Genomic DNA, 16,881 nt, shown 5'->3' with positions numbered 1-16,881 from the left:
TCAATATTTTATCTATATTTATACCAAATTTTCTATCAAATTATATTAAATAAGTTTTGGTACAATTTGCCAAAAAATTAAGGGATTTAAAAAACTTATGAAAGAAAATATACAAACAAAAATATGCCATCAAACACAATTTGCTCCTTTTGAAGATATTGCAGGAGCTTCTCATTTTCCTATATATAACACTGCGACATTTGATTTAAAAAAACAAAAAGGTGAAAAAATATACGATTATACAAGAAGTGATAATCCAACAAGAGAAACATTGGAAAATCTTTTCAGCTTTGTTGAAAATGGAGCAGGAGCAGTATGTACTCATACAGGAATAGCAGCGGTTAGCTTACTTTTTGAAACTGTTTTAAAAGCGAATTCATCTATTTTAGTAGAAGCTGATTGTTATGGTGGAACATTTAGGCTATTAAAAGTATTCAAAGAAAAATATAATATTCAAGTAAATTTTGCTGATTTCAATGATACAGATATGGTAGAACATATTTTAAAAACAAATAATATTGATTTAGTTTTATGTGAAAGCCCTACAAATCCAGGGTTAAAAATCATAGATTTAAAACTTATTGCTTCAATATCACATAAATATAATGCTTTATTTGCTGTTGATAATTCACTTGCAACTTTTATAAGTCAAAAACCTTTAGATTTAGGAGCTGATTTTAGTCTATTTTCAACTACAAAATATATTAGTGGACATGGTGGAGTAATAGCTGGCGCAATTGTTGCAAAAACAAAAGAGTTAGCAAATCAAATCCATTACTATGCAAATGCACATGGAAGAAGTCAAAATCCATTTGATGTATATTTAATCTCTTTGGGAATTCCTACTTTAAAAATAAGAATGAAAGAACACGAAGCAAATTCTATAGAAATTGCAAAATTCTTACAAAATCAAGACTATATAGTAAAAGTAACTCATCCAGGATTGGAAAATCATCCTCAACACGCCCTCGCAAAAAGTCAAATGAAATATATGACTGGAGTTTTTTGTGCTGATTTTACAAGTGTTGAATTAGCAGAAAGATTTATAGAAAACAGTAAAATATTTGGTGAAAAATGTTCATTTGGAAGTGCTGATAGTAGAGTTGAAATTCCTGCAAAAATATCTCATGCAAGTTTCTCAAAAGAGGAGTTAAAAGCTATTGGAATAAGTGATAGTACAGTTCGATTTTCTATTGGTTTAGAAGAAGTTGAAGATTTAATAGAAGATATAAAACAAGCAGTAAAATAGATGAACAAAAAGCAATTTTATCCAATACCATGTGGACAAACTCTTCCACAAAATAATATTCACGCAGTATCTACAAGTATGCCAAATCTACAAGATGTGATTGATTATGAAGAGCAAACACCAGAAATTTTAGAAAAGATAACTGTTGCTTATCCAAGATTTATAGTTCATCCATATTTAAAAAAGTTAGCTAATTATTTAAAACAAAAATATAGTGTAGGAGATGAATATGAACTTATACTTTTAAGTAGCCAAAAAGCAATTAAAGTTGTAAGCAATAGATATTTTATACACAATAAATTTGAATTTAATGAACCTTTTGGAGTTATAAAAGTAGTAAAAGGAAGACAATATCAAAAAGTTTTAAAATTTATTCAACATGTAGGATATAACCTATCTTCAAGACTAGCTGAGGATTATTTATATAAAGTCGGAATTATAAATAAGATTCATATTGAAGAACTAGAAGATAAAAATAAGGCAAAAAATATAGTTATTGAAACTTTAGGTAGTGCATATAAACAACCAGTTGAAAATATTTGCTTAAATCCATCTGGAATGAACTCAATATATTGTGCACTAAAAGGAATAAAAAATATTCAAGCAAGAAATGGGCGAACTATTTTAGTACAACTAGGTTGGTTATATCTTGATACAACAAATATAGTTGAACACTATTTTGAAGAGAGTAAAGTTTTTCATGATGTTACAAATATTGATGAATTTGAAGAATTTTTAAAAAAAGATGGGCTAAAAGTTTCAGCAATAGTTACAGAGATTCCTACAAATCCACTTTTGCAAACTGTGGATTTAGAAAGACTAAAAAAACTTTGCAACTCTTACAATATTCCTATCATTGTAGATTCAACTTTTGCAACACCTTATAATTTAGATTTAAATCCTTTTGCTGATATTTATGTTGAGAGTTTGACAAAATTTGCTTGTGGAAATGCTGACGTTTTGATGGGTGCAATTATTTTAAATAAAGATTCAAAAATCTCTCATATTTCAAATGAATTTTTTAAGTATGCTGATGAACCATATATAAAAGATATTCAAAGAATGGCTTTAGAAATAAAAGATTATAAAATAAGAGTAAAAAAAATAAGCCAAAATAGTTTAAAACTAGCTTCTTATTTGGAAAATGCTCCTTTTATAGATAAAGTTTTTTACTGTTTAAGTCCTGATTTTAAAGAGAATTATGAAAAATTAATGATTGATGACAATAGTTTATGTGGGATAATATCTGTAACATTTAAAAAAGATTTTCAAAAAGTTTATGATAGTTTAAATTTTGCAAAAGGTCCAAGTCTTGGAACAGAATTTACACTTCTTATGCCTTACACTTATCTTGCTCACTATGATTTAATTACAAGCCAAAATGGAAGAGAATTTTTAGAAAAAATCAAACTTCCAATAGAACTTTTAAGAATATCTGTTGGAACTGAAAATATAGAAGATATTATAGGAGAGTTTGAGAAAATAAACAATATTTAAGAGTTTTTTACTCTTTTTTATATATGATTTGCTCTATTAAATAATTTTAGGGGAAATTATGGAAATATTGTTAAATGGCACAGTTTTTAAATCTTATAATCTAAAAAATAAAAATCATTCAGAAACTCAAAAATCTTTTGAAGAAAATTTACAAAATAAAACTCAAAAAGCTTATCAAACAAGTATAAACTTTTCAGAAAATAGATCTAAAACAGTTTTTACAGACCCTATAAATGGCAAAAAAGTATCTGTAAACTTAGAAAATAGAACTATTTTAAAGTTAGAAAATAATTTTGGAATAGATAATATAACAAAAGATGAATCTGGAAATATACATCTAAGTGGAGAAGCTCAAAATTTTGTGTCTGCTTGGTTTACAGATATTGCCTATATAAGAGAATTTTTGAAAGCAGATATAAATCAAGATGGTAAATTAAGCCAATTTGAGTATAGTAACACTAAAAATGGTTTTAGTATATTACAATCTCTAAATTTTAAAAAAAATAGTTTAGAGGTTATAAATGAAGTGTTTGACAGCTATATAAAATCTAATTCACAAAATAATATGTATAGATATGAAGATTCTATAATAGCAATAGATGATGAATTAAATCATACTTTAAATATGGATAGTAATTTTGATGGAAAGATAACTTTGGAAGAGTACTATAATATGAGTTATTCTAAAAATGAAAAAATTGTAGATGAAATAAAAGCACAATGGATTACTTCAAAATATTTTCAAAAATTACTTCCTTCAAATATTGTAGAATCACTTGTATATAACTACTTTCAGGAAGCACTAAATTATGCTTTGGATAGTATGGAGAAACAAGAGAGTATAAATAGTGATAATTGGCAAGAGATAAGAGCTAGAAACCATCTAAAATATGATGAGGAAAAAGGTTTACAAATTAATTTAGAGAATTCTTATAATATTGGAAAAATTAAGAAAAAACACAAAGATAGCCATTTGGCTGAAAATCTAGCACAATTTATATTTATGATGATTCAAGCTGAAGCTGGTATTAACGAAAAAGGTTCAGAAGAAGAAATTACAAAACAACAATTTTAATATCAAACATAAAATTAACATATAAATTATAAAATTCTTTGAAATGGTTAATCTAAATAAAATATAATCAGCCTCCTACAAATTTCTGATAAAATTAAAAACCACAACTTCAGATTAGCCATTTTAAACTATTAAACAACATAAAATTAACAATCTAGCATTAATATAGCAATTAAGTTTTACTATTTACTAGTAAAATAACTTTATAAAAGGAGAAAAAATGGAACAAATTGGAATGTTTCCACTTTTTTATTTCCCAGAAATTGGCTCTGCTTGGATTATGGGAATAACAGGGACTATTCATATTTTAGCATCTCACACATCAGTTGGTGCTGCTTTACTTTTTGCTTTTTTAGCACATAAAGCTTATAAAGAAGATAGACCTGAACTTTATGAATATATGAAAAAATATGGTATGTTTTTACTTATTTTTTCTTATGTGGTAGGTTCGATCACAGGTCCAGGAATTTGGTACACAGCAACTGCTGCAAGTCCTAGAGGAATTAGTGCTTTAATTCATAACTTTGTTTGGGTTTGGGCAACAGAATGGGTATTTTTTGTATTTGAAGTAGTTGGAGTTTTTGCACTTGTATATTTTATTAATAAAATAGATAGAAAAACTCATCTAAAACTTACTTATGCATTTGCCTTGGCTTCTGTTGGAACACTATTTTTAATCATAGGAATTATTAGTTTTATGATGTGGCCTGGAAATGATGCTTTCTATCAAACAGGTTCTGTTAGTGATGCTTTCTTTGGTCTTACAACTTTTCCTCATTTATTTCTAAGAATTGGTTTTATGATTATGATGTCTGGAGTTATAGGACTTATTATAGCAACTTCTTTAAGTGATAAAGAATTAAAAAATGAACTTATTAGAAAAATGGGTATTACAAGCTTTATCGGAGGATTTATTACAGTTATTTGCTTTATGTGGTATATGACAACTCTTCCAGACAATGCGAAACTTCTTTTAGAAATGTATATGCCAGATATTATGACTACAAAGCTTATTTTAGTTGTGATTTTTTCTTTATATTTTGGAATTGCTTTACTTAAACCAAATTTCATAAATAGACCAATTGCGGTTGTTATGTTATTTGTAGTTGCTATTTTTGGATTGTGGCCAGGAGAAAAACTAAGAGAAAGTATTAGAAAACCTTATGTTGTTGGTCAATATGTTTATAGTAATCAAATTATGGGAAGAGAAGTTCCAGGTAAAAACATAAAAAATGAAGTTGATATTATAGAAAAAAATGGCTTATTAAAAGTAAATCCTTGGATTCCTGATAGATTAAAAATAATTACAGATAAAAATAGACTAGAAGTTGGAGAACTTCTTACAAAAATTGCATGTTCAAATTGTCACTCACTAGAAATTACTGGTAAATATAGACCTTTATTTGAAAAAATGAATGGCTGGGATAAAGATACCATAAAATCATATATGCAATTTTCATTAGCAACTGGAGCAGTTCCATATATGCCAAAAATTTCACTACCTGAAGAGGAATTTGATGCAATGGCAACTTGGATAGAATCACAATTTAATAAGGAGAAATAATGGATGCAGGAATTTTAAATCTACTTAGAGATCCAGCAGGAGTTCCTTTTTACCCTGTTGTTTTTCAAAGTTTATATGTTTTAACTTGGGCATTACATGCTCTATTTGTATTTTTATCTTTAGGAAGTATGGGATTGTCTTTATATGGAGGGTTTAAACAAAAAACAGATAAAAATTGGGAAATTTTAACAGCTCACTTACTACAAACTGGTAAAATTAGTGTTTCTTTACTGATAGTTTTAGGTGTTGCACCTTTACTGTTTACACAAGTAATTTATGACCCAAACTGGTACACAATAAATACTTTATCAGGTCTTTGGGTTGTAATATTTATATATTGTTTATTAGTTGGATATAGTATGTATTACTGGTACTATTATGCAAATAAAAAACAAAGTTCAGTCAGTAAATTAGTAGGAACAGTGGCATTTTTATTATTAGTATTTTGTGGATTAATAATGCATGTATTTTCAGTTCAAGCTATTCAACCTGAAAAATGGATGCAATGGTACGCTCCCAATGGAATAGTTGATACTTCGGGAACAAACTTTCATCCAGAAACAATTAGATATATTTTCTTTATGATTTTAAGTATTCCTGTTGTTGGATTATTTCTACAAAATTATAGTGACTTTTTAAAATCAAATAAAAGTTTTGATGAAAAATTTATATCTTTTTCGAGAAGTGTAGGTACAAAAATTTCTACTTTTGGATTTATTTTAAGTTTAATTATTTTTATTTTTTGGACTTATTCAATAGATAGATTATATGATATTTTTTCTATTGTTATTTATTTATCTTTTGTTTCTATGATTTTATTATCAAAAAAACTAAATAATAGTTATATTTCAACTATTATTTTTATTGTAGTTTTACTTTTAATATCAGCTTTTAGAGAATACATAAGATATAACATTATGAATAATTTAGGTTATGATATTTATCAATACCCTTTAAATATTGAATGGGCTTCTATTATTATGTTTTTATTAACTTTCTTATCTTTAGGTGGTGTTGGTGTAACTTTTATTGCTTCAATGGCATGGAAAGTTGGAAAGAATAATGGTTATTTTGATGCATCAAAAGATAAAATGGTTACTACTATGGCAAATATATTATTATGGATTTTATCAATTTGGTGTATTGTATATTTTGCTTGGGGATTTTTTACACTATTTAAAAATAGTTTATAAAAAGAGGAGATTTCTGTCTCCTCTTTTTAATCAAATATCTATTTTATATCCATAAGTTCTATGTGATACTATTAAATTATCTCCAATGACTTGTCTAAGTTGATGTATATAAAAACGGATTACTCCATTTTTACTATCACTATTTGCAGGATAAACACCTTTTTCTAAGCTATCAGTTGATACAAAAGAACCCCTGAATTTTAGTAAATATTCAAGAATTAAAGTAGCTTTCTTACCTAAGAATATATCTTTTTTATTAATTAGTACTCTTTTATTAAAAATTTCATATTCAATATTTTTTGTCAAATAGATAGTATCAGTATATACTCTAAATTGCCTTCTTATGAGTGTTTTTATTCTTAGTATAATTTCTGTTTCATTTATAGTTTTAATAACACACTCATCACATCCAGATAAATAAGATAGTTTTACAATACTTTGAATAGAAGTTATTACCATCTTCATAGTAAGATCTTGATAAGAATTTAACATTTTTATTAGTTGAAATCTATTATTTAATGTTTCATCTATATTAAATATATATAAATCATATAGATTCTTATATATCTTTTCTAGAAATTTATCATTATTTATACAAATATCAACTATAAAATTATTATTTTCTAAATTTTTAATAATCCTTGAAATTGATAAATCATTACTTTCTAAAACTAAAATTCTAATTCTACTCAAAAAAATTTTCCTCTTACATATAATTGGGATACGATTTTATAATACATCTATTAATTATCTGTTAGTTTTAAGTATGTAGAATTCAAAAATTTTTATGAAAGAGAAATATGATAAAACAAGCAAATAAAAATAATATAGAAAATATTTCAACTCTTATATACGATGCAATTCATAATGTAGCAAATACATTAACTGGTGAAAATGAAGATAAAAAAATATTAGAAACTTTAGATTATTATGTAAATATGGATATTTGCCGTCTTAGCTATAACAATATTTATACTTATGAAATAGATAATAAAACTGTTGGTATTTTACTAGCTTACAATTCAAATGATGTAGAAAAACTAGATAAGCCTATGCTTGAACATATAAAATCAAAAGATATTTTTTTAGATTCATTTGAAAAAGAGTGTTTTGAAGATGAGTTTTATATAGATACTGTTAGTGTAAATTCAAACTTTCAAGGTCGTGGAATAGCAAAAGAGTTATTTAATTTTGCTACGCACAAAGCAAAAGAGCAAGGGTTTAAAAAACTTTCACTTTTGGTTGATTTTGAAAATCCAAAAGCAAAAGTTTTATATGAAAAATTAGGCTTCCAAGACAATGTCGTTTTAAAAGTATCTGGAAGCCAATTTCATCATATGATAAAAATACTTTAAGCAAAAATCCCAGAACCAACAAGCATTAAAAATGCTAAAATAAACATAAAAATAGGAGCAATAATTTCTACAATATTTACAAACTTTTTAGAGTTTGAAGATATTTTATGTAAACTTACTCCTAAAAACGATGAAGCAAAAATAACTACTGCCATACCTAAACTGATACTTAAACTAGCCAAAAATACTGCAAAATAAGTTTGCAGTAAAAATGCATAAACAAAAAGTAAAACAGTCCCAGGGCAAGGAACTATCCCCGCTGTTAAAACAAATATTAAATCTTGTTTTTTACTTCTTTTTTCTAAAATTATTGGTCTATTAGAATTTTGTTTTACAAAATTAATATTTTGTGAATTTATAGAAAATTGTGTAGCTTCAAAACTAGTATTACAAACTGCACAACAGCAAGATTTTTTCTTTAATTTTCTATACAAAATAAATATTGCCAAAATCATAATAATCACTGCACTTAAAGCTGTAATATATAAAACTGAATCAGCTATAAAGCCACTCAAAACAGTTTTAAGAGCAAATATAGATATTAATACAATTACCAAAGCACCAACAATATGAATAAATGCCGTAAAAAGAGAAATCATAAAAGCTTCAAAATATGTACTTTTTTGTGACGAAAAGTACGAAAATGCTAAAGATTTTCCATGCCCTGGTCCAATAGAGTGAACCACTCCATATAAAAAAGAAGCCAAAAGTAAAAATAGTAAGGCTAATCTATCTCCATTTTCAATATCTACCAAATATTTTTTTACTTTATCTGTAAAATCATCTAAAATATTTTTAGGTTTTTCTACTTTTATCTCTTCTATTGTTTCTTCTTTATTTTCAACATATACATTTTCACTATTGCTTGTCCATTTTTCAACTAAATTTTCACTTTGACTACTTGATTGAACTAAGCTTTTGCTAAATTTTTGTTCACTTAAATTTGGTGCATCAATATCATAAGAAACTTCACTTATATTTGAATTTTTTTTCACACTATATGGAATATCAAATTTTTGGTTTTTATTTTCAAATACGATAAAAAAGAAACCTTCTTTATCAAATATTCTTATTTTAAAAATATTTTTATCATATATCTTTTCTTCTAATTCAATGTTGTATTCAAACATCAATAATTTATCTTTATAATACATTTTATAATCTTTTACTTCAAAAGGTATTTCAGAAGCATTTTCGATTTTATCATAATAAATAGTTGTTATGAAATCTCTAGGAACTAAATAATCAAGTAAACTATTTTCGATAATTTCTAACTCATTTTTATCAAAAGTTTTATTCAAATTCAAATCATAAATGTTTAAAAGTTCTTCACCAAACTCTTTTGCAAATTCCCATCTTATATTTACAGATTTTATATTTTCATTATCAGCTTTTATAGATGTAAATATATGTGTTCGTGGTGTAAAAGTAGAACATAAAGAGCATCCTAAAAGGATACTCTTTAGCACTAAAAATAGTATAAAATATCTAATCATTTGTAACTTTTTGCTATCTCTTTTGCTGTTTTAAGCATATTATCTTTCCAATCTTCACTTAATGGGTCAATCGAAACAACATTTCCTCCGATATTTTGTGAAATTGTTTTTGCACTTTTTTGAGAAAACTGTGGAGCAACAAAAATAATTTTGATATTATGTGTTTTTGCTTCTTCTACAAGCTTTACAAGTTCATTTGGTTTTGGTTCTTTACCTTCTATTTCAATAGAAATTTGACTTAATTCATATTGTTTCGCAAAATATCCCCAAGATGGGTGAAACACCATAAAAGGTTTACCTTTAAAAGGTTCTAAAATATTTTTTATTTCCTTATCTAAGTCATCAAGTTCTTTTATAAAATTTTCATAATTTGCTTTATAAAAATCACCATTTTTAGCATCAATTTTTAGCATTCCTTCATAGATATTTTTTGCCTGAACTTTTACAGAAATTGGATCAAGCCAAGTATGAGGATCTAGTCCATCTTCTCCATGGTCATGGTGTTCATGATGTGGATCATCTTCATCATGGTCGTGATCATGATGTGAGTGTTCAACCATAGCAATTTTTTCTATTCCAATAGTTGTATCAACAAAAAGTGTATTTTTAGCATTTTGCTTAAATCTATCAAGCCATGCTAATTCACTTGGATCACCAACTAAAAAATATGCCTTTGAAGCATTTAATGCTTTCATTTGAGATGGTTTTGGCTCAAAATTATGTGGTGAACTACCAGGTTTTACCATAACATTTATATCAAACTTATCTTTTACAATCTGCTCTACAAAATATTTTTGTGGTAAAATATTCACCGTTAGTTGTGGTTTATTTGCATACAAAACTGATGCAAAAAACATAAATAAAACTAAAATTTTTTTCATATTTTTCCTTTTTATTTTAATGCAACTTAGTTGCAATCAAAATATTAAACTCTTTTTTCTTTAATGCAACTTAGTTGTACAATTACTTTAACTATAATTTTGATAAGATTCTCAAATGAATAATTTAAAAAATATTTCGGATTTTACCAATATAAAATTAACAACTGCTAGAAAATCTATTTTAGAGATTTTAATAAACTCAAATAAACCTTTATCTTACGAAGATATAAAAGTTCAAATTTCTATGGATAAAGCAACTTTTTATAGAAATATTACCATCTTTGAAGATGAAGGAATAGTAGATTCATTTGAATCAAACGATAAAAAAAGGTATTTTGAGATAAAAAAATCACCTCATTCCCATTTTATTTGTAATTCTTGTTCAAAAATTGAGTGTATTCATGAAAATCTAAATCTAAAACTAAAAGATTATAAAATTGAAAATATAATATTAAAAGGTAAATGTAAAGAGTGTAATACAAATGGCTAAGATATTTACAGAAATACAAAAACAACAAATAGCAAAATTAAAAAGTAGGTATGATTTTATAAAAAACTTTGTATCTATTGAAACTCTAAGTGGGATAATCTTATTTTTAGTTACAGTTCTTGCAGTATATATTGCAAATTCTAGCTATTCAAATAACTACTTTGAATTCTTTTCATCATATCTTTCTATAAGTTTTGCAAATTATAGTTTTTCTATGAGTTTACTTCATTGGGTAAATGATGTTTTAATGGCAATATTCTTTTTAGTTGTTGGTATGGAGATAAAAAAAGATATGCTTGTTGGAGAACTATCTAGTTTTAAACAAGCCTCTTTCCCAATTATTGCTGCTATTGGGGGTATGATAATACCAGCACTTATTTATCTTAGTTTAAATAAAGAACATCCAACAGGATTTGGTGTTCCTATGGCAACAGATATAGCATTTGCTTTAGGGATTTTGATGCTTTTAGGAAAAAGAGTAAATATATCTTTAAAACTATTTTTAGTAACTCTTGCAGTTGTTGATGATTTGGGTGCTATTATTGTTGTAGCTATATTTTATACAAGTGAACTTAATTATATATTCTTTTTATATAGTGCTTTAGTTTATGCTTGTTTAATATTTTTAAACTACATTGGTGTTAGAAAAATATTACCTTATATTGTTTTAGGAATTATTTTATGGTTTTGTGTACATAGCTCTGGAATTCACTCAACTATTGCTGGAGTTTTATTGGCATTTACAATTCCTCTAAAAACAAAAAACTTTGATAAAAATTACGAATTTGAAAACGCTCCACTTGATAAACTATCTTTAGCTTTACATAATTTTAGTGCTTTTGTAATAATGCCACTTTTTGCTTTTGCAAATGCTGGAGTTATCATAGATTTTTCAAGTGTTATAACTCATAAGTATATTGTTTTAGGAGTTGCTTTAGGTTTAATTTTAGGAAAACCTATTGGAATATTCACTTTTACATATTTAGCAACAAAACTAAAAATATCTGTAAAACCTGCTAGTGTATCTTGGAGTGAAATTATTGCAGCTGGATTTCTAGGTGGTATTGGTTTTACAATGTCTATTTTTATATCACATTTGGCATTTAGTGATGAAAGTATCGTAAGTGCTGTAAAACTAGGAATTTTTGCTAGTTCTATAACTGCTGCAATAATAGGTGTTATCCTTATTTTATTAAACAATAAAGCAAACAAATACAACTGATAATTAAAATTACTAAATTATTAAGATTTATAATGATAGAATCTCTTAAATAATTTAGTTTTTTATGAGATTAAAGGTGTTATAAATTGGATAAAAATCAAGAAAAAGAGTTTGACCTATTTTTAAATAATTTTAAAAAACAATCTTCTAAAGTGGGTTTAAAAAATACAATTCAAAAAGATTATATTTTAAAAACTCTATTTCTATCAAAAAAGCATCTAACAGCTGAAGATATTTTAGAAGAGATAAAAAAAAATTACAATATTAATATAGGCATAGTTACTATTTACAATACTATAAAATTCTTTCATCAACTAAACCTAGTAAATTTACTAGATATTGGCGATGGAACATTTAGATATGAATTCAACCATAAAACTCATCATGACCATCTTGTATGTACAAATTGCAATCTAATAAAAGAGTTTACAGATGATTTTATAGAAGAACAACAACAAGAAGTAGCAAAAAAACATAAATTTATTCTTAGCAACCATATAATGATTATTTATGGTATTTGCGAAGAGTGTCAAAACTCTGATAGCAATTCTTAATTTATAATAAGTTACATTTAATTTTAAAAACGAAAAAATACAATTTGAAAAAGGAGACTATTGTGATTAAAACAGAAGATATCATAAAAATGGCAAGTTATTTTACAATTATAGCTCATTCACCTGGAAGACTTCGTGTACGGGTAAATCCAAAAATTACAAAAGAGGCTTCAAATATCACTTTGGATGATATTCAAAATCTTCCAAATAAAATAAATGGAATAAAAGAGATAAAAATTAATAAAATAATAGCTTCTGTGACGATTTTATATAATCCAGATATTTTTAGTCCAAAACTATGGGAAGATTTGATAAAATCTGAGAATTTAGATGAACTTACAGTTCTTATAAACAATTTGGCAAAGGAGGTAATTTAATGGCAATTGATTATAATATTTTAATAAACAAAAAAGTTGATACAAACTCAAATGTACCAGTTCGTGATCAAATTTTGCAAATTGCAATTTATGATGAGTTCAAAGCTTACGAAACATACACAAGAATTATTGAGAAATTTGGAAATATTAATCCATTTATAAATATAAAAGAGGCAGAAGCTATACATTATAGTGTTCTAATCCAGCTTATGCAAAAGTATAATGTTGAAGTTCCAATGAATGATTTTTCAACACAAATCATCAATATTCCAAATACAATAATTGAGTGTTGTGAACTAGGTGTTGCAGGAGAGATTGACAATATTGCAATGTACAACAATCTTTTAAATTTTGCAATCGATGATGATATTGTTGATGTATTATTTAAACTTCAAGCAGCTTCATATAATAATCATCTTCCAGCTTTTAGAAATTGTGTGTTTAATCACTATAATAGTGGAGCAACTACTGGAAATCAAGATGATATTATGCAAAAAATGCAAGAGTATCAAGATATTCTAAATAATGTAATGAATGGAAATATAGATGAAAGCCTTATCTCTTCACTATTTTCAAAATTAAATATATCAATGATTGGTGGAGCAGTAAGTGGTGGTGCAATAATTGCACTATTGAATAATTTTTTAGCACAAAATTCAAAAGAAGAGGAGTAAAAAATGGCATTACCTTTTATCTTAGGCTTAGCAGTTGGTGTAGGAGCTATAATAGCTTATAAAAATTCTGATAAATTAAAAGCAAATAGTAAAAAACTTTTTGAGTATGCAAAAGATAGTTCGAAAGAACTTCAAGAAAAAGTAGTTACTGTAAAAGAAAAACTAGAAGAAAAATTACAGCAAAAACCTGAAAAAAAAGAGATTAAAAAAGAAGAAGTAAAACCAAAAAGAAAATATACTAGAAAACAAAAGGAAGTTAAATAATGAAAAATTTTGAAATAAATACTGGAACTCCTAGAAATGTTTTAGGTCATGTAATAAGTGGTGCATTAGCTAGTGCAGTTATTAGTGGAGCAATAAACTACAAAAAATATAAAAATGGTGAAATGAAAAGCTGTGAAGCCATAAAAGATACTACAAAAAGAACTTCACAAGGAGCAATAGCAACTGGAAGTGCAATAGCAACTACAAACTATATTGGTGAAGGAAGTTGGTTAAAAGCTTTAACATCAGCAAGTATAGGAATTGCTGGAATTTATGCTTTAGAATTAGTAGAAGAAAAATTAGAACAAAAATATTTAACAAATCAAAATATAGAAATTGAAGGAGAATAATATGGCAACAAATCAAAATAACCAAATAAATAACAATCAAATCAATGTTAATCCTTATGATACAAATATAAATAATACAAGGGTAAATAATAATCAAAGTGGATTAAATATAAACCAAAATCCATACATTAACCAAAATGTAAATCAAAATACTCAAAATGTTAATAATCCTGTTCAACAAAATAATTCAATTTTGAATGGAGATTTTGTAAAAGGTGCTTTGATTGGAGCAGCATTGACTTATGTATTAACAAATAAAAATGCTCAAGAAAATATTTTTAAAGCATTTGAAAAAGGAAAAGAATTTTTAAGTGCTGGAGTTGAAGAACTTAAAGAGAGAATTGAAGATGCAAAAGCTTCAATGAATGCAACAAAAGAGTTCTAATGAGCAATTTTCTTAAAGTTCATCAAATAAACTTAAGAGCTAGATATAAATTATCAATTTTAAAAGATAGTTTTATTGATGAAAATATTTTAAAAAACTATTTTTTAGATATTGATTTTATAGAAGATGTAAGAGTAAACAAAAAAGCTTACTCTGTAATATTTGAGCTTAAAGAAGATAGATTTTTAGAACTTGAAAATATAATTGAAAATCTAAATAGAGATTTACTTCTGAAGTCTTGTGACAAAAACCCAGCTAGTGTTTGTGTATCTTGTGTAAGCAATGAAGAACCTTCAATAAAAGGAACACTTATTGCCACAAGTGCTTTAATAGCCGAAAGATTCACTACAAATAATACTCTAAAAGCTGGTTTAACAACTGCTGCTTCTATTCCTCTTTTGATTGATGGAACAAAAGAGTTATTTAATGAAGGTTTAACTTCTCATGTTCTTGAAGCAGGAGCAGTCGCTATTTCTATTTATAGAAAAGATTATTTAGCAGCAAACTCTACAAACGCTATGTTAGAACTTGGTGAGTATATTGAGGAAACAACCGTTCATAAAAGTGATGATTTATTAAAAGAACTAGCTCGTCCAAATGTAGAAGAAGCTTGGCTTGAAAAAAAGATAGATGGAAAAGTTAGTGAAGTTTTAGTAAAAACAGAAGATATTAAAGTTGGAGATATTGTTGTTGTAGGAACTGGGAATACTATTCCTATTGATGGACATATATTAGAAGGAACAGGAACTGTAAATCAAGTATCTATGACAGGAGAAGCTGAACCTATTGTAAGAGTTAGAGGAGATAAAGTTTTATCTGGGACTATAGTTGAAGAAGGAAGATTTAGAATTTGGGCTGAACATGTAGGAGCAAATACTGCTACGCAAAGAATTAGGCACTATATTGAAAATTCTTTAAACGAAAAATCATCAGTTCAATTAAAAGCAAATAAATTAGCAAATAAACTAGTTCCTGTAACTTTAGGTTTAGCAACCGCTGCATATATTTTTACAAGAGATTTTGAAAGAGTAGCGTCTGTGCTTCAAGCTGATTACTCATGTGCATTAAAATTAGCAACTCCTGTTGCTTTTAAATCTACTATATCGAAAGCTGGTCATAGTGGAATTATGATAAAAGGAGCAAAATCTGTAGAAGCATTAAGTAGTGCTGATACTTTTGTTTTTGACAAAACAGGAACTTTAACAGCTGGTCAATTAGAAGTTGTAAGTGTTGATTCATATGATGATAATTGGAGCAGCGAAGAGCTACTAAATCTTACTGCTTCGACAGAGGAACACTACTTTCATCCAGTTGCAGAGGCAGTTGTAAAAGCAGCAAAAGAGCGTGGTTTTGTACATATGCATCATGAAGAAGTAGAGTTTATAGTAGCTCATGGAGTAAAAACTGAAGTTGATGGGAAATCTGTAATTATAGGTAGTCGTCACTTTTTAGAAGATGATGAAAAAATAGATTTTTCAAAGTGTAAAGAAAAAATAGAAAAATCCTTAAAAAAAAGTGATACTTTACTCTATATTGGTTATAACGGAAAATTATTAGGAACAATTGGTCTTTCTGATGAATTAAGAGAAAATTCAAAAGAATCTATAAAAAAATTAAAAGATTTAGGTGTAAAAAATATAGTTATGCTAACTGGTGATATAAAATCAAAAGCACTAAAAATAGCCAAAGAACTTGGAATAGAAGATGTAAGAGCTGAACTTTTACCAACAGATAAAGCTAAAATTGTAAAAGATTTGATGAATGAAGGTAAAAAAGTAGCTTTCATTGGCGATGGAATAAACGATGCACCAGCATTAATTTCTGCTCATGTAGGAATATCTATGTTTAGAGGTGCTGATATTGCAAAAGCAACTGCAGATATTAGTCTATTAAAAGATGATATTTCAGCAGTAGTTGAGGCAAAAGAGTATGCAAATAAAACAATGGGATTGATAAATACAAATTTCAATGCAACAGTAGGTATAAATTCTTGTATTTTAGCTGGGGCAACATTTGGATTATTTTCTCCTATAGTAACAGCTGTGTTACATAATGGAACAACAATAGGTTTATTATTAAATTCTATTAAAGGTGCAAAGGTTAAAGAAGCTAAAAAACAATAATTGTTATTAGTTGTATTTAAGGTTATATTGGTAAAATTCTAAGAATTATTATTAAAGGATTTTACCAAATGCCGATTTTATTACCAATAGCAACAGCCTTAACAGCTATTTTAACAGTGAAAACAGTGAAAA

Annotated in this window: 18 protein-coding genes; 15 read left to right on the top strand and 3 right to left on the bottom strand. The window is 26.6% G+C overall.

Annotation, left to right across the window (positions count from 1 at the left end; genetic code table 11):
- Positions 1 to 97: 97 nt before the first annotated feature.
- The 5 genes from CRU91_RS03260 (at position 98) to CRU91_RS03240 (ending at position 6,578) form a co-directional block, all read left to right on the top strand.
- Positions 98 to 1,249 carry a trans-sulfuration enzyme family protein gene (locus CRU91_RS03260; RefSeq protein WP_113893342.1) on the top strand — a complete coding sequence of 384 codons (1,152 nt, stop codon included), beginning with the start codon at positions 98 to 100 and terminating at the stop codon, positions 1,247 to 1,249.
- The gene (locus CRU91_RS03255; protein WP_113893340.1) at positions 1,250 to 2,746 is read left to right on the top strand and encodes a PLP-dependent transferase; all 1,497 of its coding nucleotides are present in this window, start codon (positions 1,250 to 1,252) and stop codon (positions 2,744 to 2,746) included.
- A gap of 58 nt (positions 2,747 to 2,804) precedes the next feature.
- Positions 2,805 to 3,821 carry a hypothetical protein gene (locus tag CRU91_RS03250; RefSeq protein WP_113893338.1) on the top strand — a complete coding sequence of 339 codons (1,017 nt, stop codon included), beginning with the start codon at positions 2,805 to 2,807 and terminating at the stop codon, positions 3,819 to 3,821.
- Positions 3,822 to 4,041: 220 nt separating this feature from the next.
- On the top strand, positions 4,042 to 5,385 hold the full coding sequence (locus tag CRU91_RS03245) for a c-type cytochrome (RefSeq protein ID WP_113893336.1): 1,344 nt from the start codon (positions 4,042 to 4,044) through the stop codon (positions 5,383 to 5,385).
- Positions 5,385 to 6,578, top strand: a complete 1,194-nt coding sequence (locus tag CRU91_RS03240; RefSeq protein WP_113893334.1) for a hypothetical protein — start codon at positions 5,385 to 5,387, stop codon at positions 6,576 to 6,578. The genes CRU91_RS03245 and CRU91_RS03240 overlap by 1 nt, the downstream gene beginning before the upstream one ends.
- Positions 6,579 to 6,608: 30 nt before the next feature.
- Here the strand turns inward: CRU91_RS03240 and CRU91_RS03235 are convergent, their stop codons facing one another.
- Positions 6,609 to 7,271 (bottom strand): response regulator transcription factor, encoded by a 663-nt coding sequence (locus CRU91_RS03235; protein WP_113893332.1) that lies wholly within the window; start codon positions 7,269 to 7,271, stop codon positions 6,609 to 6,611.
- 107 nt (positions 7,272 to 7,378) lie between these two features.
- Between CRU91_RS03235 and CRU91_RS03230 the strand changes: the two genes are divergently transcribed.
- Complete coding sequence (locus tag CRU91_RS03230) at positions 7,379 to 7,933, top strand: GNAT family N-acetyltransferase (RefSeq protein ID WP_113893331.1); 555 nt, start codon at positions 7,379 to 7,381, stop codon at positions 7,931 to 7,933.
- Here the strand turns inward: CRU91_RS03230 and CRU91_RS03225 are convergent.
- Both CRU91_RS03225 and CRU91_RS03220 read right to left on the bottom strand, forming a co-directional pair.
- Positions 7,930 to 9,429, bottom strand: a complete 1,500-nt coding sequence (locus CRU91_RS03225) for a nickel/cobalt transporter (protein ID WP_113893330.1) — start codon at positions 9,427 to 9,429, stop codon at positions 7,930 to 7,932. The genes CRU91_RS03230 and CRU91_RS03225 overlap by 4 nt on opposite strands.
- On the bottom strand, positions 9,426 to 10,310 hold the full coding sequence (locus CRU91_RS03220; protein WP_113893329.1) for a metal ABC transporter solute-binding protein, Zn/Mn family: 885 nt from the start codon (positions 10,308 to 10,310) through the stop codon (positions 9,426 to 9,428). The genes CRU91_RS03225 and CRU91_RS03220 overlap by 4 nt, the downstream gene beginning before the upstream one ends.
- A 115-nt stretch (positions 10,311 to 10,425) precedes the next feature.
- Here CRU91_RS03220 and CRU91_RS03215 point away from each other — a divergent pair, with 115 nt between their 5' ends.
- From CRU91_RS03215 to CRU91_RS03175, 9 genes are all read left to right on the top strand, one after another.
- Entirely contained in the window at positions 10,426 to 10,800 is a 375-nt protein-coding gene (locus tag CRU91_RS03215; RefSeq protein ID WP_113893328.1) for a Fur family transcriptional regulator, read from the top strand.
- Entirely contained in the window at positions 10,793 to 12,022 is a 1,230-nt protein-coding gene (nhaA, locus tag CRU91_RS03210) for a Na+/H+ antiporter NhaA (RefSeq protein ID WP_113893327.1), read from the top strand. The genes CRU91_RS03215 and nhaA overlap by 8 nt, the downstream gene beginning before the upstream one ends.
- Before the next feature lie 86 nt (positions 12,023 to 12,108).
- Positions 12,109 to 12,576: a Fur family transcriptional regulator gene (locus CRU91_RS03205; RefSeq protein WP_113893325.1), complete on the top strand. Its 468-nt coding sequence runs from the start codon at positions 12,109 to 12,111 to the stop codon at positions 12,574 to 12,576.
- A 62-nt stretch (positions 12,577 to 12,638) separates the two neighbouring features.
- Positions 12,639 to 12,953: a hypothetical protein gene (locus tag CRU91_RS03200; RefSeq protein WP_113893323.1), complete on the top strand. Its 315-nt coding sequence runs from the start codon at positions 12,639 to 12,641 to the stop codon at positions 12,951 to 12,953.
- Positions 12,953 to 13,627 (top strand): ferritin-like domain-containing protein, encoded by a 675-nt coding sequence (locus CRU91_RS03195; RefSeq protein WP_113893321.1) that lies wholly within the window; start codon positions 12,953 to 12,955, stop codon positions 13,625 to 13,627. Before CRU91_RS03200 ends, CRU91_RS03195 begins: the two co-directional genes overlap by 1 nt.
- Before the next feature lie 3 nt (positions 13,628 to 13,630).
- Positions 13,631 to 13,891: a hypothetical protein gene (locus CRU91_RS03190; RefSeq protein ID WP_113893319.1), complete on the top strand. Its 261-nt coding sequence runs from the start codon at positions 13,631 to 13,633 to the stop codon at positions 13,889 to 13,891.
- Entirely contained in the window at positions 13,891 to 14,241 is a 351-nt protein-coding gene (locus tag CRU91_RS03185) for a hypothetical protein (RefSeq protein ID WP_113893317.1), read from the top strand. The genes CRU91_RS03190 and CRU91_RS03185 overlap by 1 nt, the downstream gene beginning before the upstream one ends.
- A gap of 1 nt (position 14,242) precedes the next feature.
- Positions 14,243 to 14,626 carry a YtxH domain-containing protein gene (locus CRU91_RS03180; protein WP_235826936.1) on the top strand — a complete coding sequence of 128 codons (384 nt, stop codon included), beginning with the start codon at positions 14,243 to 14,245 and terminating at the stop codon, positions 14,624 to 14,626.
- Entirely contained in the window at positions 14,626 to 16,749 is a 2,124-nt protein-coding gene (locus tag CRU91_RS03175) for a heavy metal translocating P-type ATPase (protein WP_113893315.1), read from the top strand. Before CRU91_RS03180 ends, CRU91_RS03175 begins: the two co-directional genes overlap by 1 nt.
- Positions 16,750 to 16,881 lie beyond the last annotated feature (132 nt).

It is taken from the genome of Aliarcobacter vitoriensis (genome assembly GCF_003316695.1).
GTDB lineage: Bacteria > Campylobacterota > Campylobacteria > Campylobacterales > Arcobacteraceae > Aliarcobacter > Aliarcobacter vitoriensis.
The sequence above is the reverse complement of the archived record's forward strand: the minus strand, read 5'-3'. Positions and strand labels throughout refer to the sequence as shown.

Bases quoted from the DNA above. Each gene is read 5' to 3' on its own strand.
- CRU91_RS03260 (WP_113893342.1), top strand. From the start codon at position 98: ATGAAAGAAAATATACAAACAAAAATATGCCATCAAACACAATTTGCT.
- CRU91_RS03255 (WP_113893340.1), top strand. From the start codon at position 1,250: ATGAACAAAAAGCAATTTTATCCAATACCATGTGGACAAACTCTTCCA.
- CRU91_RS03250 (WP_113893338.1), top strand. From the start codon at position 2,805: ATGGAAATATTGTTAAATGGCACAGTTTTTAAATCTTATAATCTAAAA.
- CRU91_RS03245 (WP_113893336.1), top strand. From the start codon at position 4,042: ATGGAACAAATTGGAATGTTTCCACTTTTTTATTTCCCAGAAATTGGC.
- CRU91_RS03240 (WP_113893334.1), top strand. From the start codon at position 5,385: ATGGATGCAGGAATTTTAAATCTACTTAGAGATCCAGCAGGAGTTCCT.
- CRU91_RS03230 (WP_113893331.1), top strand. From the start codon at position 7,379: ATGATAAAACAAGCAAATAAAAATAATATAGAAAATATTTCAACTCTT.
- CRU91_RS03225 (WP_113893330.1), bottom strand. From the start codon at position 9,429: ATGATTAGATATTTTATACTATTTTTAGTGCTAAAGAGTATCCTTTTA.
- CRU91_RS03220 (WP_113893329.1), bottom strand. From the start codon at position 10,310: ATGAAAAAAATTTTAGTTTTATTTATGTTTTTTGCATCAGTTTTGTAT.
- CRU91_RS03215 (WP_113893328.1), top strand. From the start codon at position 10,426: ATGAATAATTTAAAAAATATTTCGGATTTTACCAATATAAAATTAACA.
- nhaA (WP_113893327.1), top strand. From the start codon at position 10,793: ATGGCTAAGATATTTACAGAAATACAAAAACAACAAATAGCAAAATTA.
- CRU91_RS03195 (WP_113893321.1), top strand. From the start codon at position 12,953: ATGGCAATTGATTATAATATTTTAATAAACAAAAAAGTTGATACAAAC.
- CRU91_RS03190 (WP_113893319.1), top strand. From the start codon at position 13,631: ATGGCATTACCTTTTATCTTAGGCTTAGCAGTTGGTGTAGGAGCTATA.
- CRU91_RS03185 (WP_113893317.1), top strand. From the start codon at position 13,891: ATGAAAAATTTTGAAATAAATACTGGAACTCCTAGAAATGTTTTAGGT.
- CRU91_RS03180 (WP_235826936.1), top strand. From the start codon at position 14,243: ATGGCAACAAATCAAAATAACCAAATAAATAACAATCAAATCAATGTT.
- CRU91_RS03175 (WP_113893315.1), top strand. From the start codon at position 14,626: ATGAGCAATTTTCTTAAAGTTCATCAAATAAACTTAAGAGCTAGATAT.